Below are 24,492 nucleotides of genomic sequence, written 5' to 3'. Positions count from 1 at the left end.
ACCGCCCGGCGGGGTTTGCCAGAGGAAGCAGGTAGCCTCAACTATCGTGCACCCTGACGTATCCGCAGACCTGTCCTCGCTCGACACCACCTTGCTGACCGTGGAGAAGGTCCTCGATGTCGAGGAGCTCGCCCGGCGCATCAACGAGCTGGAGCATCAGGCCGCGGATCCGGAGCTCTGGAACGACCAGGACCACGCCCAGAAGGTGACCAGCGAGCTGTCGTACGCGCAGGCCACGCTGCGCAAGGTGAAGGCCCTGCGCGAGCGACTCGACGACCTGCCCGTTCTCTACGAGATCGCCGAGGACGAGGAGGAGGGCGCGGACCGGGATGCGGCCCTGGCCGACGCGGACGCCGAGCGAGCGACGCTGCGCGAGGACATCGAGGCGATTGAGGTTCGCACTCTGCTCTCCGGCGAGTTCGATGAGCGCGACGCCCTGATCAACATCCGCTCCGGCGCCGGCGGCATCGACGCCGCGGACTTCGCGCAGATGCTGATGCGCATGTACATCCGCTGGGCCGAGAAGCACAATTACAAGGTCGAGGTCTACGACATCTCCTACGCGGAGGAGGCCGGGATCAAGAGCACCACGTTCGCCGTCAAGGCCCCGTACACCTACGGCACCCTGTCCGTGGAACAGGGCACGCACCGCCTGGTGCGGATCAGCCCGTTCGACAACCAAGGCCGCCGCCAGACCTCCTTCGCCGAGGTCGAGGTGCTGCCGGTCGTCGAGACGAAGGACTCCATCGAGATCGCCGACAACGACGTGCGCGTGGACGTCTACCGCTCCTCCGGCCCCGGCGGGCAGTCCGTGAACACCACCGACTCCGCCGTGCGGCTCACGCACATCCCCACCGGCATCGTCGTGACCTGCCAGAACGAGAAGTCGCAGCTCCAGAACAAGGTCGCCGCGATGAAGGTCCTCCAGTCCAAGCTGATGGAGCGCCAGCGCCAGGAGGAGAAGGCGGCGATGGAGGAGTTGGGCGCCGGCGGCAACGCGTCGTGGGGCAACCAGATGCGCTCCTACGTGCTGCACCCGTACCAGATGGTCAAGGACCTGCGCACCGAGTACGAGGTCAACAACCCGTCCGGTGTGCTCGACGGCGACATCGACGGCTTCCTTGAGGCCGGGATTCGCTGGCGCATGCAGGACCACGAGGGATAGCCCCGATGGTGCTCGCGAGCGGAGTGTTCGGTCCGACGTCGGACATCAAGCACTGGTTCCAGACCGAGGCGCTGCAGATCCTGCTGATCGCGCTTGGCGCGGTGCTGCTGTGCCGCTTTGTGAAATGGGGCGGCAACCGCATCACCGCGCGGATCGACCGCAAGTTCCAGGGCAGCGACCAGTTGGTGCGCACTGAGCGGTCCAAGCACAACCACGCGATGACGCAGGTCATCAGCTATGTCACGATCGGTGTGGTCGCCATCGTCGCGATCTTGAACATCGTGGCGCGCTTCGGGGTGCCCATCACCAGCCTCGTCGCGCCCGCGACGGTGCTGGGCGCGGGCCTGGGCTTCGGCGCCCAGCGGATTGTGCAGGACTTCCTCGCAGGCTTCTTCATCATCACGGAGCGCCAGTACGGCTACGGGGACGTCGTCTCGATCGTGGTGCCGAGCGGCATCGAGCCCGCCGAGGGCACGGTGGAGGACGTGACGCTGCGCTACACCCGCCTGCGCAACGCGGATGGCGAGGTCATCACCATTCCGAACGGGCAGATTGTCAAGGCCTCAAACCTCTCGCGGGACTGGGCGCGCTCGGTGATCGACGTGCCGGTGCCGCCGAACGCCGACGTCAACCATGTGACAGACGTGCTGATCGAGGTGGGGGAGGCGGCGTTTGAGGACAAGAAGCTGAACAAGTACCTGCTCGACGCGCCGACGGTGATGGGCATCGAGTCCCTGACGGTGGACGCCGTGCATCTGCGGATGGTCGCGCGGACTCTGCCCGGTAAGCAGTTCGAGGTGGGCCGCGAGCTCCGAGTGCGGGTGGCCAGGGCACTGCTCCGCTACGGCATCATCGTGCCCGACATTATGGAGACCGCGAGCCAGCCCACGAGCCAGCCCATGAGCGTGGCGCAGGAGGACAAGGAATGACCGGGGACCAGTCCGCACCCGAGCACCCGCCCGAGGCCAGGCGCAGGCGGTGGCAGGAACTGCAGCGGTGGATGGGGGAGCTCGGGGTCCGACTCCGCAAGCCGCCGCGCCAGATCTTCGCGAACGGCCGGATCTACAACCGGATCCGGATCTCCACCGTCGTGCTCATCGTGGCGTTCCTCGGCGTGCTGTGGCTGTACCAAACGTTGCGCCCGGCGCCCACCGTCGGGCCGCCCGCTCCGGCGCCGACCTCCGAGCAGCAAGAGGACAAGACGGCCCCCGCCGACACGAGCGGGTCGTCCGCCACCACGGAGCGGCCGCGGACCACCGCGACACCGACTCCCACGTCCTCGATTGAGCCGAGCAGCAAGGAGGCTCCGACGGGTGCAGAGGGTGCGACGCCGACGACCGCGGAGCCGTCGCAGTCGGCCCCACCCGCGGACGGGACGGAACGTGGCACGACGGAGCCGACCAGTGCGGCCCCGACGTCTGCGCCGCCCACCACGCCCTGATCCCCGTGCACGCCCTGATCGGAGTCCGGCCGCGCGTCTCATCGGCAAGATTTGAGAACATGGCTAGACTGGCTCTCCGTGATCCGTCTCGAGAACGTCTCCAAGTCATATCGCACGTCAACGCGGCCGGCTTTGGACAAGGTGAACGTCAAGATCGACAAGGGCGAGTTCGCCTTTCTCATCGGCCCGTCGGGCTCTGGGAAGTCGACTTTCCTCAAGCTGTTGCTCAAGGACGAGGTTCCCACCTCGGGTGATGTGCACCTGGGCGAGTTTCATGTGAACAAACTCTCCAGTCGCCGCGTGCCGAAGCTCCGCCAGGTGGTGGGCTGCGTGTTCCAGGATTTCCGGCTGCTGCAGCAGAAGTCCGTGCAGGACAACGTGGCCTTCGCGCTCGAGGTGATCGGCAAGCGCCCGGACGCGATCGCGAAGGTAGTGCCCGAGGTGCTCGACCTCGTCGGGCTCTCGGGCAAGGCGCACCGGCTGCCGCATGAGCTCTCTGGCGGCGAGCAGCAGCGCGTCGCCATCGCGCGCGCATTCGTCAACCGGCCGCTGCTGCTGCTGGCGGACGAGCCCACTGGCAACCTCGACCCGGACACCAGCGGCGACATCATGCTGCTGCTGGACCGGATCAACCGCACCGGCACGACGGTGCTCATGGCCACGCACGATCACGAGATCGTGGACTCGATGCGCCGGCGCGTGATCGAGCTGCAGCTGGGCAAGGTCATCCGCGACGAGGCGAGAGGCGTCTACGGCGTCGGCAGATAACCCGCCAGCCGGCAAGCTCGATACGACGACTTAGACACGAACCGGAGACCACACCACATGCGCGTGAATTTCATCATCAGCGAAGTCCTCAGCGGATTACGCCGAAACATCACCATGACCATCGCGATGGTCATCACGACAGCGATCTCGCTCGGCCTGCTGGGCAGCGGCCTCCTGGTGGTGCGGATGAGCAACGAGACCCAAGCGCTCTACATGGACCGCGTGGAGATCGAGGTCTACTTGACGCTCGACGTCACGCTGCTCGACCCCACCTGCTCCGACACGACGTGCGCGACGCTCCGCTCGGACCTCGAGAACACCCCCGGCGTGGAGAGCGTCCGCTTCGTGGACCAAGAGGCCGCGAACGAGATGTTCAAGGAGACGTTCAAGAACGACTCCGAGATGCTGGCCTTGCTGGACCCGGACACTCTGACGTCGTCGTTCCGCCTCAAGGTGCCGGACCCGGACCGCTTCGCGGAGATCCGGTCCGAGTTCTCCGAGCGACCCGGCGTGGACAGCATCCGCACTGAGAAGGAGCTGGTGGACCAGCTGATCTCGGTGCTCAACGGTGTGCGCAACGCGGCGTTCGCGGTGGCGCTGGTGCAGGGCCTGGGCGCCATCTTGCTGATGGCCAACATGATCCAGATCGCGGCGTACAGCCGGAAGACGGAGGTCGGTGTGATGCGCCTCGTGGGCGCCTCGCGCTGGTTCACCCAGCTGCCGTTCCTGCTCGAGGCCGTGGTCGCCGCGCTGATCGGCGCCGGACTGGCCATCGGCGGGCTGTTCGTCGCGAAGAACATCTTCCTCGACGACGTCCTCGCGGAGATATACCGTTCCAACACGTTCGCGCAGATCACCAATGCCGACATCGGCCTGATCTCGCCGATCCTCATCGGTCTGGGCGTGGTGTTCGCAGGTCTGACCGCGTGGGTCACGCTGCGCCTGTACGTTCGGGAGTAACCATGGCAAAAATGAGTGTTCAGCGGGCCGAGAAGAAGAAGGCCGAGGTCCCTGTCAAGCAGCGGACCATCGCGAGGAATAAGAAGGCGCGGCACAACTACGAGGTGCTCGACACCTACGAGGCCGGTATCGCGCTGGTCGGCACCGAGGTCAAGAGCTTGCGTGAGGGGAAGGCCTCGCTGGTCGACGCGTTCGCGACCGTCGACAACGGCGAGATCTGGCTGCGTGGGCTGCACATCCCCGAGTACTCGCACGGCACGTGGACCAACCACGCGCCGCGGCGGGTCCGCAAGCTGCTGCTGCATCGCCGGCAGATCGAGCTGCTCATCGGCAAGACCAAGGAGGGCAGCCTGACGCTGGTCCCGCTGTCGATGTACTTCTCCGGCGGCAAGGTCAAGGTCGAGCTGGCCCTGGCCCGCGGCAAGCAGGACTACGACAAGCGCCATGACCTGGCCCGGCGCACCGCCGAGCGCGAGGTGACCCGCGAGCTGGGCCGGCGGATCAAGGGCATGCGCAGCTAGTCGCGTATCGCCTCGCGCTTCGTCGTCCGCGCAATGCTCGCGCTCTAGCGGCCTTCCCACGTGCGCAGGTAGGCCTCTGCGCCGTTGGCCATGTCCGCTTGGAACTGCGAGCCCTGGGCGCCCGCGACCAGGCGGCCGTCCTCGATCCAATCGGGGGTCAGGCCGTACTGGGCGCGGCCGTCCGTATTGATGTCGAAGGTCCGGCTGCCCATCTGGTTCCGGTCCAGGACAGTGCCGTCGAACGCGGTGAACGGGTAGGTCACCGGCGGGGCGGTGGCGGTCTCCCGCGCCGCGGCCTGGGGGGCGAACCCGTTGGTGTCTGAGCCATAGCCGAAGCCGAACAGGCGCGACGGGTCACTGTGCGCGCGGGTGTACTTCCAGTTCTCGACGAAGCCGGCGTCGCGGCCGCGGTTCTCGGGCATCTCGTCCATGCCGTTCGCGTAGGCGCCGACGAAGCCGCCCAGCGCCAAGATGCGCTGGAAGTTGCGCTTGTCAGTCCAGCTGTGGCTCGATATCACCCGCGGGTACCTGGTCTCCTCCAGGATGTTGAGCACCTGGTCGGAGGCCTTCGCCGAGAGGTGGTCGAGGTCCACCGTTATGCCGCGGTCGACCATGCCGCGCACCGCGTAGTCGCCAAGGCCGGTCAGGCCCACCGCATTGCAGTTGTGGCCGGCCGGATAGACGGGCACGGTGACACCCGCGGGGAGTGCCCCTGTCAGCGCGTCCGCGCCGGGGATGGCGATCGGCTGCGCGTTGTCCTCAAGCTCGGTGGTGCACGGCTCGACCTGCCAGAATCGGCCGGTGGCGATGAAGTTGCCGATGTTCACGGCCAGGCCATTGAAGTCGGAGTCCATCCGGGTGCCGCCGAGGGCGTTGTCGAACTTGTGCACCAGCACAATCTGCTGGATGCCCAGCTCCTGCAGCTCGTCGAGGCCGGCGTCGATGTCCGCCTCGTCGCACTGCGGGACTCCGTCCGTGATCGTGCAGCCGAACAGGTCGGAGATCTCCACACCCATGACGACGGCGAGTCGGCCGGACTCGATGACCTCGCGGCCCTGTTCAAAAGTGGTGACGATGCGGAACCAGCCGCGGCCCGGCCCGCCGTACTGGGCGTCTATATAGTCCTGCAGATCATGGAGCTGCCGGTACTGGATCCGCATAACCTCCATGCCGTTGCAGGTGGTGTCCTTGAGCGGATACAGCTCGCACAGCACGTCGTTAGTCACGAACAGGTTCGTGTGGATGCGCTGGCCGCCACGCCACGAGCGCTCCACGGAGCGGTAGTAAGTCTGCTCGTGGGTCTGCGTGCCCGCCGTGGGGTTGTGCTCGAAGTTCGGCCAGCCGGCGGTGTCGTGCGGCGCGAGCGGGTCATCTCCGGAGAGGATCTTCTCCAGCAGCGCCGTCTCGCCGCTGGCCCCATGGTCCGCGCAGTCCTTCAGGGCGACGGTGATGCCCAGCGGGTCATAGGGATGCCCGCAGTGCACCATCCCGCCGATGAATCCCTGTGTGGCCTGGTGGACGTGGGTGTCTGCGTAGCCCTGCAGGTTTCCGTTGGCATCGGTGCCGGTGAAGGGGGCGCCGGTCGCGTTGACCCCGGCCTCGGGGAACGTGGCGCAGCCGCTGGCCGTCGTCAGTTGGAACTCGCCGTCGGCCTTCGTGGCGTCGAGGCCGAGCACCACCAGAGCGTCGGAGCCGGGGACGACGCCTAGACGCTCGCCCGACGCGGTGCTGGCGATTGTGTACGCGCCGTCCGCGTAGGCGACGGTCCAGTCGGCGCCGGGCCCCGCAGCGGCGGACGCGACTACCGCGCCGGAGTTCGCGGCGATCATCGCCTCATCGCTGCCGAAGAACAGAAACCGGCCGAGCTGCGCGGCCTGCGCGCGGAAGGACTCGGCCCCGGCGCTGTCAGCTGATGCCGCGTAGCCGTCGCCCGCACGCTGGATGAAGCCGCCGGTGCTCGCCGCGAGCGCGTAGCAGCCGCCCGCCAGGCCGTAGACCGGATCGGTGGCCGGGCCCTGGCCCGGGATCGGCGACAACACGGAGGCTCCGCCAGCGTTGCCGCCCGGGTTGGCGGGGGGCGCTGCGGGTGCGGCGACAGCCACTGTGGCCCCGCCGACGACCATCAACGCCGATGCGGCCAACGTGGCCAGCCTTAACGGGGATAGGCGCATCTCTCTCGACTTCCAGATTGTTGGACGCTCGGCCAGGTGTGACAATGGTCATGTCTAACATGGGAAGTGGTCCAGCCGGTAGTCCGCCACGGGTGGTGGGGTGAATTTGCGGGCGGAAGGGTCTACAGTGGGGTATCCGCATGCAGTTGTGCGGATGTACGGGGCTGAACGGTTTCGACTGCGTACATAGATTCAAGGGAAGCGTGTCGGTGCAGGCAGGAGACCACCGTAAGCGTCGCTGCAAACCAATAAGCGCCGATACCAATCAGCGCGATCTCACGCTCGCTGCCTAAGCAGCCCGTGTAGATCTGTCAGTCCGGGTTCGCTCTCGATCCGGGTGCTGGCATCAGCTAGAGAGCTTTACCTATCCACCCGGTCGCGGGGTGGTGCGGGACGCCAAACAGCGACTGGGATCGTCATCCGGACTTGTTCGCGAGAACCGGAGATCCAAGTAGAGGCTTAGCGAACTGCACACGGAGAAGCCTTGGAGAAATGGCGGAGGACCCGGGTTCGATTCCCGGCAGCTCCACAACAGCCAGGCCAGAGAGTGTTTCCACACTCTCTGGCCTGGCTTTTTTCTGCTCCGCTGCTTGCTGTCAGGCGGGGATCTCTTGGTCTGCGTCCTTCGGCGCGGCGAAGAGCCGGTGCAGGCCGACCGTCAGGGCGATGGCCGCCACGATGCCGATCAGCGGGGGGATCCCGATCTCGAGCTCGCCGGAGAGCCACGCGAGAATCGTGGCGATGGCGTAGACGCCGAGGTTGCGCCAGTGCATCGGCTGCGGGGTGTGGTCCTCGGGGATACCGCGGCGCCAGCGGCACAGGAAGTCTCCGATGATCACGCCGCCCAGCGGGGGGATGAAGGTGCCGAGCAGGCTCAGGTAGTCGACGAGGTGGTTGTGCACGCCGGTGAGCGCGAGCACGGTGCCGATCACGCAACCCCCGATGATGAATGGGGTCTTGCGCGGGTTCCGGAACATCTCGGCGCCGGCCACTCCGAAGGCGTAGGCGGTGTCGGCGTTGCTCTTCCACAAGTTGCCGAACAGCAGCACCAGGCCCCAGCCAACCAGGCCGAGGTTGTAGAGCACCAGAACGAAGTCGCCCTCGTGGAAGGTGATGGCGCCGATGGCCCCGAACAGGATCATCATCCCGTTGCCGAGGAGGAAGCCGATCACGCACGCCCACGCCGCCTGCGATCCGGAGCGGGCGAAACGGGTCCAGTTGGGCGCCTGCGTCCCGGCCGACACGAAGGTGCCCACCACCGTGGTGATCGCAAGTGTGATCGTCATCGTGGTCGTGGGCGTCGCCGAGGTCAGTCCGGAGAACCCGCCGACCTCGTCGAGGGACTTCGACACGACCCAGCACGCCAGCGCGATGATCAGCGGCGTCGAGACCAAGGACACCCAGTACATCCCGCGGTATCCGTAGCACGCGGTGACGCACATCAGCACGCTCGCCGCGATCATCACCGCGGCACGGGCGGAGTATGACTCCCAGCCCAGGGCTTGCGCGGTGAGTGCGCCGATAGTGCCGATGATGACGCCGTACCACCCGATCTGGGTCCCGCCGAGCAGCAGCGAGGCGAGCTTGGACCCGCTGGTGCCGAAGCTGTAGCGCGCCATCACGACCGTGGTGAGCCCCGTGCGGGCCCCGACGTAGCCCATCATCGCGACATACACGCCCAAGATCGCCGAGCCGGCGGCGATCACGATCATCAGCTTTCCGAATGAGAAGGCCGTGCCGAGTGTCGCTCCGGCCAACATCGTCGGGGTGAAGATGGTGAACCCCAGCAGCACCACGGCCATCGAGAAGAAGGACTTGCGCGCGCTGAGCGGAACTGGCGAGACGGGGTAGTCCGGGTCGATGGGGTCCGCGGGGGCTATGTGGGCGGGCGGACCCGTGTCGACGGCCACTGGGTCGTCGACGCTGCTCATGCCTCCTCGCCGATGTCCTCGAGCCATACGCTCGGGCGCTCGGCCAGCATGCGTTCCATGAGCGCGACGCACTCGGCGTCGTCGACGACGTCGACCTGGAGGCCGGCGCTGCGCAGCCACCCCTCGGAGACCTCGAATGAGCGGTTCTCGCCGACCACGATGCGCGGGATCTCATACAGCCGCGCGGTCCCCGCGCACATGTAGCACGGCGACAGGGTCGTGTAGAGGACAGAATTGCGGTAGACGGAGGCCGGGAGCCGGCCAGCCTGCTCGATGCAGTCTGTCTCGCCGTGCCGGATCGCGCTGTTCATCTGGACCCGGCGGTTGCGGCCGACGGCGAGGACCTCGCCGTTGTGGACCAGTGCCGCGCCGATCGGCACCCCACCCTCCTCCCAGCCGATCCTCGCCTGTTCGATGGCGAGTTCGAGGAAGTGTGCGTCGGACGGTGCGGGATTGCTCATGTGGGCTCCTGGCGACTTCGATGAGGTGGGTATGGCCTGTGTCACAGTCTGGCCAGGGGTGCAGTGGGCTGCCAAGGGACAACCTGTCAGTTCGGCAGAAGTCACCCTATGACGAACTGTCCCCCTGGCCGAAAATGAAGTAATGCTGCCCACACTGCGTGAGGTCTTGGCGCTGCCGTCCTTCAAGGCCGCCGACATCGAGGTGCTGGCGGGCTCCCCGGACACCACGGTGGTCCGCTGGGTCCACTCCTCCGAGGTGTACGAGATGGGCGGGCTGCTCGCCGGCGGGGAACTCCTCCTCACGACGGGCCTCGGACTCCACGGGCGGTCGCCCGAGCAACTCACCGCGTATCTCGACCTGGTGGCCGACGCGGGCTGTGTTGCGCTGGCGATGGAGGTGGGGCGCTCGTTCCTCGCGGCACCGCCTGAGCTGGTGGAGGCTGCTCGACGCCGCGACTTGGTGTTCTTGGTCCTGCGCGCGGTGGTGCCGTTCGAGCGGATGGGCGAGGACTTCCACGACCTGCTGCTCCGCCGCAGGCTGGGCTCGGCGCGGACCAGCGAGGCGGTCTGGCGGGAGCTCCTCGATCTTGTCGTGGCGGGGCAGGGGATGACCGCGCTGCTCAACAGGGTCGCTCGCCTCGGAGACTGTGGCGTCGACCTCCTCGACGAGGAAGGTCGGGTGATCGAGCGCGGCAGGGGCGTGGGCTCGGAGGGTGGGGAGGCGGGTGCCGAGCACATGGCTCTTGACGTCCGCGGACCCACCGGCTCACTCGGCCGGCTCGTCCTGAATGGGCGGGCGACCGCGCGACGCAAGGCGGTCGGGAATTGCGCGGCCGTCGCGGTGGCGCTGGAACTCGGCCGCCACCCCGACCTCGGTCCACGCCAGTCGCTCGCCCAGTCGGTAATCACCGACCTGGTTGGTGGTGTCCTCACCTCGCACGCTGACCTGTCCGAGCGTTTAGCCGCGGCTGGCTGGACGCCGCTGGAGGGCCAGCATGTGCTCGTCGCCGCCGTCGACATCGATCAGCGGACACCGGTCCGCGAGCTCTCGAACCCGGTCCGGGAGGCGGTCCAGGCGGTGCTCGGTCGCTGCCTGGTGGGGGTGACCGCCAACCACGTCGTGGTGCTGGCCCAGGGCTGGCTGCCCGCAGCCCCTGCACGGGTGCGGGCCGCCTTTGTCGAGGTCGACGGTGTGCTGCGCGGCGGCCCCGGCGGTGCGGCTGTGCGCGCGGTGGGGGTGGCGGCGCCGGTCCAGCAGCTGTCCGACATCTCGGCGGCAGTCGGCCAGTCACGCGAGGTCGTCCAGATCGCTCGTCGGTTCGGCACCAGGACCGGGGTGATCCTTGCGCGGGACGTCGGGATCCAACGGATGCTCGGGTCCGATGTGGAGCCGGCCACGCTCACTGCATACATCGCGGAGCAACTGGGCGCTGTGATCGCCTATGACACAGAGCATTCCGCAGACCTCGTGCGGACCCTCGACGCTCTGCTCGCGAACCGGGGCAGCAAGTCCGAGACCGCCCTCCGGCTGGGGATCCGCCGTCAGTCCCTCTATGCGCGATTGGCGCGCCTGGAGAATCTGCTGGGCGCCTCGCTCGATGACCCGACACAGTTGGCGGGCCTCGGGCTTGCCCTCATCGCGTGGCGCATGCGGACGGGTCTCGACCCGCAGGCCGCGTTCGAGCGCCCCCTGCGGTGAGGGGACTGGTGGGGGAGCTAGAGCCCCGTGAACGTCAGCACGATCAGCGCCACGTTCAGCGCCGCGATGACGGCGGTCGTCAGCCAGCCGGCGGTGCGCACCAGCAGGTTGTTGCGGTACTCGCCCATCACATCGCGGTCCGAGGTGAGGCGCACCAGCGGGATGAGCGCGAATGGGATGCAGAAGCTGAGCACCACCTGGCTGATGATCAGCGCATGTGTGGGCTCCGCGCCGAGCGCTAACAGAACCAGGGCTGGGGCGAGGGTGACGCAGCGCCGGGCGAGCAGCGGCACCTTGACCTTGAGCAGGCCCTGCATGATCTCGGCGCCGGCCGCGGAGCCGACGGAGGTCGAGGCCAACCCGGACGCCAGCAGGCCGACGGCGAAGATGACGCCGACGGCAGGGCCCAAGGCTGCGACGATCGCGCTGTGCGCGCCCTCAATGGTGTCGGTGCCGGATTGCCCGTAGAGGGCGGCGCCGGCCAGCACCAGCAGCGCGATATTGACGGAGCCGGCGATCACGAGCGCGATGCCGACGTCCCATTTGGTGGCCTTGAGCAGTCGTCGGAGCGCGGGGCCCTTCTCTGGCTGGCCGTGGCGGTCGCGGGCCAGGGCGGAATGCAGGTAGATGGCGTGCGGCATGACGGTGGCGCCGAGCATGCCGGCCGCGAGCAGCAGGGTCTCGGAGTTCTCGAAGCGGGGCACCAGGCCGCCGAGGACGGCGCTGGGGGAGGCGTCGACGAAGAGTAGGCCGCAGGTGAAGCCGAGCGCGATGATCGCGAGCATCGCCATAATGACAAACTCGAAATGCCGTGGGCCCCTACGATTCTGGATGGCAAGGATGACCATGGAGACCACGCCGGTGAGCACGCCGCCCCATACGAGGGGTAGGCCGAACAGCAGGTGCAGGGCGATGGCGCCGCCGATGACCTCGGCGACGTCGGTCGCGATGGCGCCGATCGCAGCCTGCGCCCAGAATGCGCGGCGACCGTGCGTGCCCATTCGTAGGCCGAGCAGCTCGGAGAGCGAGCGGCCGGAGACCAGGGCGAGCTTCGCGGACAGGTACTGCACCAGCACCGCCATGGCGTTTGCGGCGACGAGGACCCACAGGAGCAGGAAGCCGTATTTCGCGCCCGCTGTGACGTTTGCGGCGACGTTGCCGGGGTCCACGTACGCGATCGCCGCGACGAAGGCCGGGCCGAGCATGCCGATAATCCGCGGTTGTTTCCGCGACGGCGTTGAGCCGTCGTGCTCGGAAACCGATGGCGTGACGGCAAGCGTCGGCTCCATGATCACCTCCAGTACAGCAAAGTTCGGTGACACGAACTCTATCGCAATGGCCATACGAATAACGAGTCGGCGACGTGAAATTGATGATGCCGTCCCGCACCGCGAGGCTCCTAGTCGGTATCGTCGGCTGCGTGTGGATACGTGTTGTCAGCCTGCTAGCTCGCCTTGGCCTGGCCGCTGTCTGGCTGGCGTCGGGCTGGGCGAAGGCGTCTGACCCCGCGCAGACTCTTCTCGCCGTGCGCGCGTATCGATTGCTGCCCGAGCCGGCGGTTCAGGCCGTTGCCATCGGATTGCCGTCGCTAGAGCTCGCGCTGGGGGTGTTGTTGCTCATCGGCCTGGCCACGCGTTGGTCCGCCATCGCCTCTGCCCTGCTGCTGGCGATCTTGATCGCGGGCGTGGCCTCAGCCTGGGTGCGCGGGCTGCAGATCGATTGCGGCTGCTTCGGCGGCGGGGGCGAGGACGCCTCGGCGAACTGGCGGACCTATGGCGTGGAGATCCTCCGCGACGTCGGATTCCTGGCGTTGGCCGGCTGGCTGGCAGTATTCCCCCGCAGCACTTGGTCGCTGGGGGCGGGCTCGCGTCCGGCCCTGGAAGAATATGAAGAACTCGAACCGGCCAACCAATACCAAAGGACTGACTAGGTGACCTCGAACAAGCCCCCCAAGAAGTACAACGCCGCGAAGCTGGGCTCCAATAAGGAGGACAGCAACCTCACCTACATCCTGGGTGGCGTCGCAGTGGTGGCCATCATCGCGTTGATCATTATCTTCGTGGTGCTCCCGGGGAAGAAGAGCGACGAAGCCCTGGTGGTCGACTACGGCACCCCGACCGCGGCCGAGGTGCAGCTGATGAGCAACGGCATCATCCGCTCCGGCAACCAGGACGTCCCCGTGACCCTCGACATCTACGAGGACTTCATGTGCCCCGCGTGCGCGGGCTTCGAGGCGCAGTATGGCGCGGACGTCACGCAGGCCATCGAAGACGGCAAGATCGCCGTCCGATTCCACATGCTCAACTTCCTGAACAAGTCGTCGGCCTCCGGCGACTACTCGACGCGCGCCGCGGCCGGCGCCCAGTGCATCGCGGACAGCGGCAACCGCGCCGCATTCACCGCCTACCACTCCCAGTTGTTCGTCCAGGGCGTCCAGCCCGCGGAGGGGGGCCCCACGGACCACTCCAACGAGGACCTGGCCGCATTGGCGAAGGCCGCCGGTGCCGACGATGCCACGGTGGAGTGCGTCTCCACCGGCGCGAACGTCGACGCCGCCGCCACATCCGCGGAGTTCAGCACCAACGAGCTCTCGAAGAAGACCGGCGGCCAGGTCAGCACGCCGTCCGTGTTCAACGGCGGCGACAAGATCGACCCGAGCAACGGCGCGTGGCTGACCGACATCATCGGCTAGCGTGACCGAAGTCCCATGCCCGCGTCGCTGATTTGGTCGGCGGCGCGGGCATGGTGTAACTTCGCTTAGGCAACGAGGTGCAGGGCCCAGCCCGAAACCGCGATGTGGCGGACCGCAGTTAGGTGGCGGTGCGAGCCTGAAGTAGGATGAACAAGTAATTGCATACGGGGCTATGGCGCAGCTGGTAGCGCACCACACTGGCAGTGTGGGGGTCAGGGGTTCGAATCCCCTTAGCTCCACCCACAGAGAACCGCCTCACCAAGGTCTACACCCTGGTGAGGCGGTTTTTTGTCTTGATATGAGGAGTCCTATGGCCGCGGCCGCGCTTCCGAACCCAAGGGCCGACGCCCTCGCGGACCTGCAGCGGCGGACTCTGGCCGTGGTCGTGGCCAGCCAGGTGCTCGGCGGGGCCGGGCTGGCGGCGGGCATCACGGTCGGCGCGCTGCTGGCCCAGGACATGCTCGGCGACGACAGCCTCTCGGGGCTCCCCGTCGCGCTGTTCACGCTCGGCTCCGCGCTGGCCGCCTTCCTGATCGGCCGCATCACCCAGACCGCTGGTCGCCGCCGCGGCCTCGGCCTGGGATTTGCCGCCGGCGGCATCGGCGCGGCGGGCGTGGTGCTCGCGGCCGTCGCCGACAACATCCCACTGCTGTTCGCCTCGTTGTTCGTCTACGGCGCGGGAACCGCGTCGAATCTGCAGGCCCGCTATGCGGGGGCGGACCTGGCATCGCCCGCGCGGCGTGGAACCGCGGTCAGCATCGCGCTGGTCGCGACCACTATCGGTGCGGTGGCCGGGCCCAACCTCGTGCAGCCGATGGGGCGCTTCGCGGAGGGCCTGGGGATCCCGCCGCTTGCGGGGCCGTTCCTGCTGGCCGGCGTCGCCTATCTGGCGGCAGGTGGCATCCTGTTCGCGCTGCTGCGCCCGGATCCGTTCCTCGTGGCACAACAAGTGGCGGTGCGGGCAGCTGCGAAGGATGGGACGCCGGCGGTGGGACCTGCGGCACCGCTGGGCTCGGGCGTGCTGATCGGCGCGACGGCCATGGTGCTCACGCAGATCGCGATGGTCGCCATCATGACGATGACTCCGGTGCACATGCGCGCGCACGGTTATGGGCTCGGTGAGGTGGGCCTGGTGATCGGCATCCACGTCGGCGCGATGTACCTGCCCTCGCTCCTCACCGGCGCGCTGGTGGACCGGGTCGGCCGGATTCCCATGACGGTGGCCGCGGCCGGCACGCTGCTGCTGGCCGGACTCACCGCGGCGTTCGCCCCGATGGACTCGCTGGGCCTGCTGATCCTGGCGCTCGGGCTGTTGGGCCTCGGCTGGAACTTCGGCTTGATCGCCGGCACGGCCCTAGTGGTCGACGGCACTGTCCCCGCCAATCGCGCCCGCACCCAGGGCTCCATCGACGTGTTGATCGCGATCAGCGGCGCGGGCGGGGGCGTGCTGTCCGGGGTGCTGATGGCGGGCACGAGCTACGCGACGCTATCCCTGGCCGGCGGGGCGATCTCGCTATTGCTGATCCCGACACTGTTCTGGGCGCGCAGAGCCTACGACGGCGGTCCTGCTCAGCAGTCCTAAACAGCAGGCAACCGCGGCCTTCGTCGTCGGGGCTAGTCCATCTCGTAGCCGAAGCGGAAGCGGCGCTCGGGATCCCAAGCACGCTTGACGGCCTGCAGGCGCTCGAGGATCGGTTGCGGCCAGACGAGCCGCACGTTGTCCGGCTCCGACGCGCGGCCCAGGAAATTGATGAGCACCCCGCCCGCCGACCACGGGGCCATCGCGTCCAACACGGCGGCGCCCGCGGCATCGACGGCGTCGCGCAACGGCGGCGGGTAGGGGCCGAATCTCGGCGATGATCAGGGGCACGTCCACCCCCGGGCCAGCGGTGGCGAGCAGGGCGTCGATAGTGTCGGCGGTGAGCTCGCGGAGCAGGATGCCCCCGTCCCACGCGGGCATCGGGTCGGTCGGATCCTGGGCACGGAGTCGATGGCGGCGTAGGGGATGCGGCCGACGAGGTCCACTATCGGCGGGCAGACGGCGCGCATCGGGGCGAGCAGCGCGGCACCCCCGTCGTCGTCCCCCACGTGCACATAGCGCAGGTGCACCGACAGCCGCCCGCGCAACGGCGGCGGCACGGCCTCGATATCGGGCAGCCGGAGCAGCGCGATGGAGGTGGTCGTGGACTCGGGCAGGGTCGGCGCCCAGCCGCGATAGGCGTGCAGGACCGCGGGCGCGTCGGCACCGGGGAAGAAGACCCCGCCGGCGTAGATGTCCGAGAGCGCCATCAAGTTGAACTCGATCTCGGTGACGATGCCGACGGAGCACTTTCCGCCGCGCAGGGCCCAGAACAACTCCGGCTCGGTCTCGGCGTCGACATCCACTATGCCGCCGTGCGCGTCGACGAGCTGGATGGCACGCACGTGATCGGCGGCGAAGCCGAAGGTGCGGCCCATCGGCCCCATGCCGCCGCCGAGGGTGTAGCCGACGAGGCCGACAGTGCCCGACGAGCCGTTGAGCGGGGCGAGGCCGTGGGGGACGCCGCGCCGATGACGTCGCTCCACAGTGCTCCCGCAGCGACGGTCGCCGTGCGGCGTTGCGGGTCGATCGACACCGCCCGCATCTCGGCGGTGTCGACCAGGACCCCGCCGTCGGATGGCACTCCCATGCCGTGCCCGGTCCCGTGGACCTGCACCTGCAGGCCAGCCCGGTGGGCGGATCGAACCGCCGCCGCGACGTCCGCGGCGGAGCGGGCCATCACGACCAGTGCCGGCAGGTGGGCGGACGTGCGGTTGAAGCCGTTGCAGGCGTCCTCGAAACCGGCGTCGCCGGGCCAGAGCAGGCGTCCGCTCAGACTCTCCTCGTCAAACTCGGTGGTCATGGTCATGATATCGGGCCTCTCCGGTCGAGCTGAATCAGCTTCCTCGGGGGCGCTTGATGTTTTTGCTCCAGCCTCGCCCAAAGATGCGTCGTGGGGGCGTGTGGTCCCTGCCGTGGAGTTGAGTGCAATTCTTGCCCCTGAGTGCAGTAAGTCAAGGTTTTCTACCGGGACGATGCGGTCTTCGAGGAGGTCCTCGCACACGCCGGGCCAGGCTGGCCCGACTGCTCCGCCCTGGGATTCATGCAGACACCGGGAGTTGTGCTCACGGTGGAGAACGCGACGGCGTCAGCTCATCAGCCCGGCCGCATCCGGTAGCCCAGCCCCGTCTCGGTGATGAAGATGCGGGGATGGCCGGGGTCGGCCTCGAGCTTGCGGCGGATGCTCGCCATGTGCACGCGCAGGTAGTTCGTCTCGCTGTCATACGACGGGCCCCACACCTCGTGCAGCAGCTCGCGCTTGCGCACCAGGGTCCCGCGGCGACACGCGAGGGTCTCGACGATGCGCCACTCGGTGGGGGTCAGGTGGATGTCGACGCCGTCGCGGCTGGCCCGCGCATCGGCGAAGTCCAGGCTCAGCCCGTCCACCTCGAGCACCTCGCGGGACGGGGGCGCGCCGGCGCGGGTGGCGGCACGGACCCGGGCCAGCAACTCGTCCATGCCGAAGGGCTTGGTGACGTAGTCGTTCGCACCGAGGTCCAGGGCCTCCACCTTGTCGTCGGACTCGGCACGCGCGGACAGCACGATCACGGGCACGGCGCTGGACACGCGGAGTCGGCGCAGGATGGTGATGCCGTCCAGGTCCGGCAGGCCGAGGTCGAGCAGGATCACGTCGGGCATCCGCTCATCGACAATCTGCAGGGCCGAGCGCCCGTCCGAAGCGGTCTCGACGTCGTAGTCTCGGGCCCGCAGGTTGATGGCGAGGGTGCGCAGAATTGCCGGGTCGTCATCGACCACCAGCACGAAGGTCATAGCGCCACCTTTCCCGCCGCGAGCTCCAGAATCAAGGTCAGCCCGCCGCCAGGAGTGTCCTCCGCGGTGAGGCTGCCGCCCATCGCCTCCGTGAGGCCGCGCGCGACGGCCAGGCCGAGGCCCACCCCGTCGCCCGCGGGCACATCCCCGAGGCGCTGGAACGGGACGAACAGGGCCGCGTGCTGGGCCTCCGCGATGCCCGGACCGTGGTCGATCACCCGGACCTGGACGCGGTGGCCGACGTGGACGGCGTCGATCGCGATGGGGGTGTCCGCGGGGGTGTGGCCCAGCGCGTTCTCGCACAGGTTCGCCAGCACCCGGTCCAGGAGTCCGGCGTTGGCGCGCACGGTGAGGCGCTCGTCGGCCACGCGCACGGCGATGCGCTCGGCGCCGGGGATCGCGGACAAGGTCCAGCGGATGGCGGAGCCCAGGCCCAGGTCGGCCAGGCTGGGGGTCACCGCGCCGAGCTGGATGCGGCTCATATCTAGGAGGTTCGCGATCAGCGCGCCCAGCCGGTCGGCGGAGTCCTCGACGGTGGCCAGCAGCTCCGCCTCGTCCGCGGGGGACCAGGTGATCTCCGTGTTGCGAAGGCTGCTGGCGGCGGCCTTGACGGCGGCCAGCGGCGAGCGGAGATCATGCGAGACGGCGGCGAGCAGGGCGGTGCGCGTGCGGTCGGTCTCCGCCAAGCGCGCGCGCTCGATGTCGGCGAGGCCGGCGCGGTGGCGGTCGGCGAGCACCGCGGCGTGGATCGCGTACGCGTTGAGCAGTCGGCGGTCGGAGGCGTCAAGGGCAGGTCCGCGCAGGATCAGCGTGGTGTCCGCGTCGACGGCTGCGGTGGTGTCGGCCAGCCGGGGCGGGGCGGGCGGATGGCCGTGGCTGGCAAGCACCTCGCCGTCCGTGCGCACGATCGCCGCGCCGCTAGCCGCGAACATCTCGCAGGCGCCCGAGAGCAGCTGGTCGAGGCTGCCCCCGGCGTGCAGCAGCCCGTGCGAGAGGACGGTCAGCGCGTCGGCCTCGGCGCGGGCCTTGCGGGCGCGTGCGGTCTCCCCAGCAGCGTGGTCGACAACGGTGGCCACCGCGACGGCGACTCCGACAAACAGCGCGATGGCCACGGCGCTGCTCGAGTTCGCGATGTCGAGGGTCCAGATGGGCGGCGCGAACAGGAGGTTCAGAAGTACCCCGCTGAGCAAAGCGGCCAGGACGGCCGGGATCAGGCCGCCGATCAGCGCCACCCCGACGACGACGGCCATCAGCGCCATCGAATCGGTGGGCAGGCCCTGCTCCGCGTCGATCGCCCAGAGCAGCGCGCTGACAGCGATGGGCGCGAGGACCCCGCAGGCGTAGCCGGCGATGAGCCGGCGCCGGCCGAGCAGGTTGGCACGGCGGGGCAGGCGGGCGCGTCGGCCCGCGTACTTGTGGGTGACGATGTGGATATCGATGTCGCCGGATTGGGCGATGAGCAGCTCTCCGATGCCGGGGCGCAGCGCCGAGGCGGCGCGCCCGCGGCGGCTGGCGCCGATGAGGACCTGGGTGGCGTCCTCGGCGCGGGCGAAGTCGAGGACTGCGGCGGCAGTCTCGTCGCCGACGACCGTGTGAAAGGATCCGCCCAATTCCTCTGCGAGCGTGCGCAATTGGTGGAGCTGGCCGGGGGAGACGCCGGCGAGGCCGTCCCGGCGAGCCACGTACAGCGCCATCCAGACCCCGCCGGACGCGCGCGAGGAGATCCGGACCGCGCGCCGCATCAGGGCGGCGGACTCGGGGCCGCCGGTGATGGCGACGACGATGCGCTCACGTGCCGCCCACGTCGCATCGATGCCTTGCAGCCTGCGGTAGTGCTCGAGACCCTCGTCGACCCGGTCGGCCAGCCACAGCAGCGCGAGCTCCCGCAGCGCCGTCAGGTTGCCCTCCCGGAAGTACTGCGCCAGAGCGGCATCGGCCTTCTCACCCGAGTAGATGTTGCCGTGGGCCATGCGGCGGCGCAGGGCCTGCGGGCTCATGTCCACCAGCTCGATGGCGTCGGCCGCGCGCACGATCCTCTCCGGCACCGTCTCCTGCTGCCGCACGCCGGTGATGGCCTCCGCGACGTCGGTGAGCGACTCGATGTGCTGGATGTTCACGGTGGTGATGACGTCGATGCCGGCGTCGAGGAGGTCCTCGATGTCCTGCCAGCGCTTTGCGTGCGTCAGGTCCCCGATGTTGCTGTGGGCGAGCTCGTCGATGAGCGCCACGTCGGGGTCCCGCGCCAGCACCGCGGCCAGGTCCAGCTCCTGGTATGTGTTGCCGCGGTAGGGGACTGGCCTGCGCGGGACGACTTCGAGGCCGTCGATCAGCTCCGCGGTGTGAGGCCGCCCGTGCGTCTCGACGAGGCCGATCACCACGTCCGCGCCGCGGCCGAGCCGACGGTGGCCCTCGTCGAGCATCGCGAAGGTCTTCCCCACGCCGGGCGCGGCGCCGAGGTAGACGCGTAACCGGCCTCTCTGCATGGCTACTAGTGTGCCCCCGCCGCAGCCTGCACGGCGATATTGAGCGTGAGCACGTTGACCGTCGGCTCGCCGAGGAGCCCGAACATGCGCCCCGCCGTGTGCGCCGCGACCAGATCCGCCACGGTCTGGGTCGGCAGGTTGTTCGCCGCGGCCACCCGCGCCACCTGGATCTGCGCGTAGGCGGGGGAGATGTCGGGGTCCAGGCCCGACGCGGAGGCGGTCAGCGCGTCCGCCGGGACCTGCTCCGGCGACACCCCGTCCTGCGCGGCGATGGCTGTCCGACGCTGGTCGATCTGGGCGATCAACTCCGGGTTGGACGGGCCGAGGTTGCTGGCCCCGGAGCCGAGCCCATCGTAGTCGACGGCGGATGGCCGCGGCTGGAACCAGCTGATCCCCGAGGGGGACGGCTGGGCGATCAGCGCGGAGCCGACCACCTGCCCGTCCACGCGGATAAGCTGTCCGGTCGCGCGATCGTGGAACGCGAAGCTCGCGCCCCAGATCGCCAGGGGGAACAGCACCCCCAGGATTATGGTGAGCACCGCGAGCACGCGCAGCCCCGCGAGGGACTGGCGGCCGAGGTCATGGAGTGTGCGCACGAGATTCACCTGATTCCGGGAAGGGTGGAGACGAGAAGGTCGATGAGCTTGATGCCCAGGAATGGCGCGATCACGCCGCCGACTCCGAAGACTAGGAGGTTGCGCCGCAGCACCGCCGCCGCGGACGCTGCCCGGAACTTCACCCCGCGCAGGGCCAGGGGGATCAGCGCGATGATGATGAGCGCGTTGAAGATCACGGCGGACAGGATCGCGGACTCCGGGCTGGATAGGCGCATGATGTTCAGCGTCGACAGCGGGGGATAGGCGACCATGAACATCGCGGGGATGATCGCGAAGTACTTGGCGATGTCGTTGGCGATGGAGAACGTGGTCAGGGCGCCGCGGGTGATCAGCAGTTGCTTGCCGATCTCCACGATGTCGATCAGCTTGGTGGGGTCCGAGTCCAGGTCCACCATGTTCCCGGCCTCCTTCGCGGCGGAGGTGCCCGTGTTCATGGCCACCCCGACGTCGGCGGCGGCCAGCGCGGGCGCGTCGTTGGTGCCATCCCCGGTCATCGCGACGAGGCGCCCACCCGCCTGTTCCTGGCGGATGAGGGTGAGCTTGTCCTCGGGGGTGGCCTCGGCGAGGAAGTCGTCCACCCCGGCCTCCGCGGCGATGGACTTGGCGGTGAGCGCGTTGTCCCCGGTGACCATCACCGTGCGGATCCCCATCGCCCGCATCTGCGCGAAGCGTTCCGCCATACCGGGTTTGACCACGTCCTTGAGGTGGATCACGCCGAGCGCCCGGGCGCGCGTGGCGGTCTTCTCGGCGACCACCAGCGGGGTGCCGCCGTCGCGCGCGATGCCCTCGATGGTGCGTGCCAGCTGGGGGCTGGCGCCGGGACTGCCTAGCCAGGACTCGACGGCCGAGCCCGCGCCCTTGCGGATCTGGGCGCCGTCCTCGAGGTCGACCCCCGACATGCGCGTCTGCGCCGTGAACTCGAGGTACTCCGCGCCAGCGGGCTCAGCCTCGTCGGCGCCTCCGGAAGCCTGCGCCAGCGCGACGATTGAACGGCCCTCCGGGGTCTGGTCTGCCAGGCTGGAAAGCCGTGCGGCCGTGCGCAACTCTTCGGCGCTCACCCCGTCCAGCGGGATCAGCCGCGACGCCTCCCGGTTGCCCAAGGTGATGGTCCCGGTCTTGTCCAGCAGCAGGGTCGACACATCACCGGCGGCCTCGACCGCGCGCCCGGACATGGCGAGCACGTTCACCCGCACCAGGCGGTCCATGCCCGCGATGCCGATGGCCGAGAGCAGTGCGCCGATCGTGGTGGGGATCAGGCACACCAGCAGCGCGATGAGCACCACGACCCGCTGTGGGGCGCCGGCGTAGACGGCCATCGGGGCGAGGGTCGCGACGGCCATGAGGAACACCAGCGTCAACGCGGCGAGGAGGATCGAGAGCGCGACCTCGTTCGGGGTCTTGCGCCGGGACGCGCCCTCGACGAGCGCGATCATCTTGTCTAGGAACGTCTCTCCGGGGGCGGAGGTGATCTTCACGACGATCTCGTCCGAGAGGACCCGGGTGCCGCCGGTGACGGAACAGCGGTCCCCGCCGGCCTCGCGGATCACGGGCGCGGACTCGCCGGTGATGGCGGCCTCGTCCACGGAGGCGACGCCCTCGACCACGTCCCCGTCACCCGGGATGACCTCGCCGGCGGAGACGATCACCCGGTCGCCCACCTTGAGTTGGGTGCCCGGCTCGAGGGTCTCGCCGCCGTCGTCGCCGAGCACCCGGGCCATGGCGATAGAGCGCGCCGCGCGCAGCGACGCGGCCTGCGCCTTGCCGCGGCCCTCGGCGACGGCCTCTGCGAGGTTCCCGAAAATCACTGTGAGCGACAGCCAGCTGGTCAGCGAGATGGTGAACACACCCGGGTCGGCGATGGCCGCGACCGTGGTCGCTACCGAGCCGATCCACACGATGAACATCACCGGGCTGCGCCATAGGTGCCGCGGGTCTAGCTTGCGCAGCGCTGAGGGCAGTTGCGTCGCAATCATTCTCATCATTTCAGGGCCTCCGCGATGGGTCCGAGGGCGAGTGTGGGGAAGTACGTGAGGCCGGTGATCAGCAAGATCACGCCGACCACGAGCCCCGCGAACAGGGGGGTGTGGGTGGGGAGGGTGCCGGCGGTGACGGGCACCTTGCCCTGTTTGGCGAGCGAGCCGGCCAGCGCCAGGACGAGCGCTATCGGCAGCAGCCGACCCAGCAGCATGGCCGCGGCCAGGGCGTACTGGAAGTACGGGGAGGTCACGGTGAGCCCGCCGAACGCGCTGCCGTTGTTGTTGGCGGCGGAGGTGAACGCGTAGACCACCTCGCTGAATCCGGGGGAGCCCGGGTTGCCCATCGCGGCGGGGGTGGCGGGCAGCGCGATCGACGAGCCGATCCCGACGAGCACCACGGCCGGCGTGGCCAGGGTGTACAGCGCGACGAAGGTCATCTCGCGGGTCCCGATCTTCTTGCCGAGCAGCTCCGGGGTGCGGCCCACCAGCAGCCCGGCGATGAACACCGCGACGATGGCGGCGATCAGGATGCCGTAGAGCCCCGAGCCGACGCCGCCCGGCGACACCTCGCCCAGCATCATGTTGACGATCGTCGCGCCGCCGCCCGTGGGGGTCAGCGAATCGTGGGCGGCATTGACCGCCCCCGTCGAGGTGTTGGTCGTGGCGGTGGCGAACAGCGCAGAGCCGAACTCCCCGAACCGGACCTCCTTGCCCTCCATGGCACCGCCGGCCGCCTGCGCCGCGAGCGAGCGCCCGCCCATCTCGGCCCAGGCGGTGACGGCCAGGGAGCCCGTCAGCAGCGTGACCATCGCGCCCAGCAGGGCCAGGCCCTGGCGGCGGTTGTGCAGCATCGTGCCGAGGGTTCGGGTGAGGCAGATCGGGATCAGCAGGATGAGGAAGATCTGGAAGAAATTGCTGAACGCGTTCGGGTTCTCCAGCGGGTGCGCCGAGTTGGCATTGAAGAGGCCGCCACCATTGGTGCCCAGCACCTTGATGGCCTCCTGGCTGGCGACGGGCCCGCCTGGAATCATCTGGCTGCCGCCGCCGAGGGTGTTCACCGTGACATCGGCGAAGTTCTGCACCACGCCGCTGGCCAGCAGCACCAGTGCCCCGATCACGGCGAGGGGCAACAGGATTCGCAGCGTCGCGCGGGTGAGGTCCACCCAGAAGTTGCCGAGCTCGCCGCTCCGCACGCGGACGAAGCCGCGGATCAGGGCGACGGCCACCGCGATGCCGACGGCCGCGGACAGAAAGTTCTGCACCGCCAGGCCGGCCATCTGCGCGGTGAACCCGAGGGTGGACTCGCCGGCGTACGACTGCCAGTTCGTGTTGGTGACAAAGGAGACCGCGGTGTTGACCGCCATCGGCGCGGGCATCCCGGGCAGCTCCCGTGAATTCGGCAGGTGTTGCTGCAGCATGAGGATGGCCACGAGCACGGCGATGCCGACGGCGCTGAACGCCAGCACACTGAACGTGTAGGCGCGGGGGCTCTGCTCGGCGTCGGGGTCGATGCCGCAGACCCGGTAGATGCCGCGCTCCACACGGGAGTGCTTGGGGGAGTTCAGCACCCGCGCCATATAGTCGCCCAGCGGCGCATAGACGGCCGCTAGCGCGATCACCAGCACCAGGACGGTCACCGCCGCGGCCCAGCCGGCGGACATCAGAATTTCTCCGGGAGGACCAGGGCCGCCAGCAGGTATGCCGCGAGGGCGGCCACCGCGATAAGCAGGAACACGCTCAATAAGCTCATGTAGGCG

Annotated in this window: 23 protein-coding genes, 1 tRNA gene and 1 other RNA gene; 12 read left to right on the top strand and 13 right to left on the bottom strand. The window is 68.8% G+C overall.

What is annotated here, in order from left to right; genetic code table 11:
* Positions 1 to 46 precede the first annotated feature (46 nt).
* The 6 genes from prfB to smpB all read left to right on the top strand — a co-directional run bounded on the left by prfB (position 47) and on the right by smpB (position 4,855).
* On the top strand, positions 47 to 1,165 hold the full coding sequence (gene prfB / locus TBIF_RS14325) for a peptide chain release factor 2 (protein ID WP_024795470.1): 1,119 nt from the start codon (positions 47 to 49) through the stop codon (positions 1,163 to 1,165).
* Between the two features lie 5 nt (positions 1,166 to 1,170).
* Positions 1,171 to 2,094 (top strand): mechanosensitive ion channel family protein, encoded by a 924-nt coding sequence (locus TBIF_RS14320; RefSeq protein ID WP_024795469.1) that lies wholly within the window; start codon positions 1,171 to 1,173, stop codon positions 2,092 to 2,094.
* Complete coding sequence (locus TBIF_RS24540; RefSeq protein ID WP_024795468.1) at positions 2,091 to 2,606, top strand: Rv3103c transmembrane domain-containing protein; 516 nt, start codon at positions 2,091 to 2,093, stop codon at positions 2,604 to 2,606. Before TBIF_RS14320 ends, TBIF_RS24540 begins: the two co-directional genes overlap by 4 nt.
* 78 nt (positions 2,607 to 2,684) lie before the next feature.
* On the top strand, positions 2,685 to 3,374 hold the full coding sequence (ftsE, locus tag TBIF_RS14310; protein ID WP_024795467.1) for a cell division ATP-binding protein FtsE: 690 nt from the start codon (positions 2,685 to 2,687) through the stop codon (positions 3,372 to 3,374).
* Positions 3,375 to 3,431: 57 nt separating this feature from the next.
* Complete coding sequence (gene ftsX / locus TBIF_RS14305) at positions 3,432 to 4,334, top strand: permease-like cell division protein FtsX (RefSeq protein ID WP_024795466.1); 903 nt, start codon at positions 3,432 to 3,434, stop codon at positions 4,332 to 4,334.
* An 11-nt stretch (positions 4,335 to 4,345) separates the two neighbouring features.
* Complete coding sequence (smpB, locus tag TBIF_RS14300) at positions 4,346 to 4,855, top strand: SsrA-binding protein SmpB (protein WP_024795465.1); 510 nt, start codon at positions 4,346 to 4,348, stop codon at positions 4,853 to 4,855.
* A gap of 44 nt (positions 4,856 to 4,899) precedes the next feature.
* Here the strand turns inward: smpB and TBIF_RS14295 are convergent, their stop codons facing one another.
* Positions 4,900 to 7,026 (bottom strand): hypothetical protein, encoded by a 2,127-nt coding sequence (locus TBIF_RS14295; protein ID WP_038171231.1) that lies wholly within the window; start codon positions 7,024 to 7,026, stop codon positions 4,900 to 4,902.
* A 160-nt stretch (positions 7,027 to 7,186) separates the two neighbouring features.
* On the opposite strand from TBIF_RS14295, the gene ssrA reads away from it, so the two are divergent.
* Positions 7,187 to 7,558, top strand: a transfer-messenger RNA (tmRNA) gene (ssrA, locus tag TBIF_RS25000).
* Positions 7,559 to 7,622: 64 nt separating this feature from the next.
* Here the strand turns inward: ssrA and codB are convergent.
* Together codB and TBIF_RS14285 are read right to left on the bottom strand one after the other, a co-directional pair.
* Positions 7,623 to 8,957 carry a cytosine permease gene (gene codB, locus TBIF_RS14290; protein WP_024795463.1) on the bottom strand — a complete coding sequence of 445 codons (1,335 nt, stop codon included), beginning with the start codon at positions 8,955 to 8,957 and terminating at the stop codon, positions 7,623 to 7,625.
* Complete coding sequence (locus TBIF_RS14285) at positions 8,954 to 9,418, bottom strand: nucleoside deaminase (RefSeq protein WP_024795462.1); 465 nt, start codon at positions 9,416 to 9,418, stop codon at positions 8,954 to 8,956. Before TBIF_RS14285 ends, codB begins: the two co-directional genes overlap by 4 nt.
* A gap of 142 nt (positions 9,419 to 9,560) precedes the next feature.
* Here TBIF_RS14285 and TBIF_RS14280 point away from each other — a divergent pair, with 142 nt between their 5' ends.
* Entirely contained in the window at positions 9,561 to 11,117 is a 1,557-nt protein-coding gene (locus TBIF_RS14280) for a helix-turn-helix domain-containing protein (protein WP_024795461.1), read from the top strand.
* Positions 11,118 to 11,134: 17 nt separating this feature from the next.
* Here the strand turns inward: TBIF_RS14280 and TBIF_RS14275 are convergent, their stop codons facing one another.
* On the bottom strand, positions 11,135 to 12,406 hold the full coding sequence (locus TBIF_RS14275; RefSeq protein ID WP_038171311.1) for an Nramp family divalent metal transporter: 1,272 nt from the start codon (positions 12,404 to 12,406) through the stop codon (positions 11,135 to 11,137).
* Positions 12,407 to 12,537: 131 nt separating this feature from the next.
* Between TBIF_RS14275 and TBIF_RS14270 the strand changes: the two genes are divergently transcribed.
* The 4 genes from TBIF_RS14270 to TBIF_RS14255 all read left to right on the top strand — a co-directional run bounded on the left by TBIF_RS14270 (position 12,538) and on the right by TBIF_RS14255 (position 15,391).
* The gene (locus tag TBIF_RS14270) at positions 12,538 to 13,047 is read left to right on the top strand and encodes a MauE/DoxX family redox-associated membrane protein (RefSeq protein WP_024795459.1); all 510 of its coding nucleotides are present in this window, start codon (positions 12,538 to 12,540) and stop codon (positions 13,045 to 13,047) included.
* Positions 13,048 to 13,809 carry a DsbA family protein gene (locus tag TBIF_RS14265; protein WP_024795458.1) on the top strand — a complete coding sequence of 254 codons (762 nt, stop codon included), beginning with the start codon at positions 13,048 to 13,050 and terminating at the stop codon, positions 13,807 to 13,809.
* Between the two features lie 166 nt (positions 13,810 to 13,975).
* Positions 13,976 to 14,048, top strand: a tRNA-Ala gene (locus TBIF_RS14260).
* Between the two features lie 71 nt (positions 14,049 to 14,119).
* The gene (locus TBIF_RS14255) at positions 14,120 to 15,391 is read left to right on the top strand and encodes an MFS transporter (RefSeq protein ID WP_158506349.1); all 1,272 of its coding nucleotides are present in this window, start codon (positions 14,120 to 14,122) and stop codon (positions 15,389 to 15,391) included.
* A 32-nt stretch (positions 15,392 to 15,423) separates the two neighbouring features.
* Here TBIF_RS14255 and TBIF_RS25435 read toward each other — a convergent pair whose 3' ends face one another.
* The 9 genes from TBIF_RS25435 to TBIF_RS25420 form a co-directional block, all read right to left on the bottom strand.
* A complete protein-coding gene (locus tag TBIF_RS25435) occupies positions 15,424 to 15,636 on the bottom strand; it encodes a BBE domain-containing protein (protein WP_051461555.1) in 213 nt (70 codons plus the stop codon).
* A gap of 33 nt (positions 15,637 to 15,669) precedes the next feature.
* Positions 15,670 to 16,266, bottom strand: coding sequence for an FAD-binding oxidoreductase (locus TBIF_RS25430; RefSeq protein ID WP_051461554.1), 597 nt, complete (start codon positions 16,264 to 16,266; stop codon positions 15,670 to 15,672).
* Positions 16,194 to 16,691: an FAD-binding protein gene (locus tag TBIF_RS25425; protein WP_158506348.1), complete on the bottom strand. Its 498-nt coding sequence runs from the start codon at positions 16,689 to 16,691 to the stop codon at positions 16,194 to 16,196. Before TBIF_RS25425 ends, TBIF_RS25430 begins: the two co-directional genes overlap by 73 nt.
* Before the next feature lie 293 nt (positions 16,692 to 16,984).
* Complete coding sequence (locus TBIF_RS14245; RefSeq protein WP_024795456.1) at positions 16,985 to 17,659, bottom strand: response regulator; 675 nt, start codon at positions 17,657 to 17,659, stop codon at positions 16,985 to 16,987.
* Positions 17,656 to 20,142 carry a DUF4118 domain-containing protein gene (locus tag TBIF_RS14240; RefSeq protein ID WP_024795455.1) on the bottom strand — a complete coding sequence of 829 codons (2,487 nt, stop codon included), beginning with the start codon at positions 20,140 to 20,142 and terminating at the stop codon, positions 17,656 to 17,658. Before TBIF_RS14240 ends, TBIF_RS14245 begins: the two co-directional genes overlap by 4 nt.
* A 5-nt stretch (positions 20,143 to 20,147) precedes the next feature.
* Complete coding sequence (gene kdpC, locus TBIF_RS14235; RefSeq protein WP_038171305.1) at positions 20,148 to 20,738, bottom strand: potassium-transporting ATPase subunit KdpC; 591 nt, start codon at positions 20,736 to 20,738, stop codon at positions 20,148 to 20,150.
* 5 nt (positions 20,739 to 20,743) lie between these two features.
* A complete protein-coding gene (gene kdpB, locus TBIF_RS14230) occupies positions 20,744 to 22,741 on the bottom strand; it encodes a potassium-transporting ATPase subunit KdpB (protein WP_038171229.1) in 1,998 nt (665 codons plus the stop codon).
* Entirely contained in the window at positions 22,738 to 24,396 is a 1,659-nt protein-coding gene (kdpA, locus tag TBIF_RS14225; RefSeq protein WP_024795452.1) for a potassium-transporting ATPase subunit KdpA, read from the bottom strand. Before kdpA ends, kdpB begins: the two co-directional genes overlap by 4 nt.
* The gene (locus tag TBIF_RS25420) at positions 24,396 to 24,485 is read right to left on the bottom strand and encodes a potassium-transporting ATPase subunit F (RefSeq protein WP_148302276.1); all 90 of its coding nucleotides are present in this window, start codon (positions 24,483 to 24,485) and stop codon (positions 24,396 to 24,398) included. The genes kdpA and TBIF_RS25420 overlap by 1 nt, the downstream gene beginning before the upstream one ends.
* Positions 24,486 to 24,492: the final 7 nt, after the last annotated feature.

The sequence above is a fragment of the Tomitella biformata AHU 1821 genome, assembly GCF_000524475.1.
Taxonomy (GTDB): domain Bacteria; phylum Actinomycetota; class Actinomycetes; order Mycobacteriales; family Mycobacteriaceae; genus Tomitella; species Tomitella biformata.
This window is presented reverse-complemented; position numbering and strand designations above follow the sequence as displayed.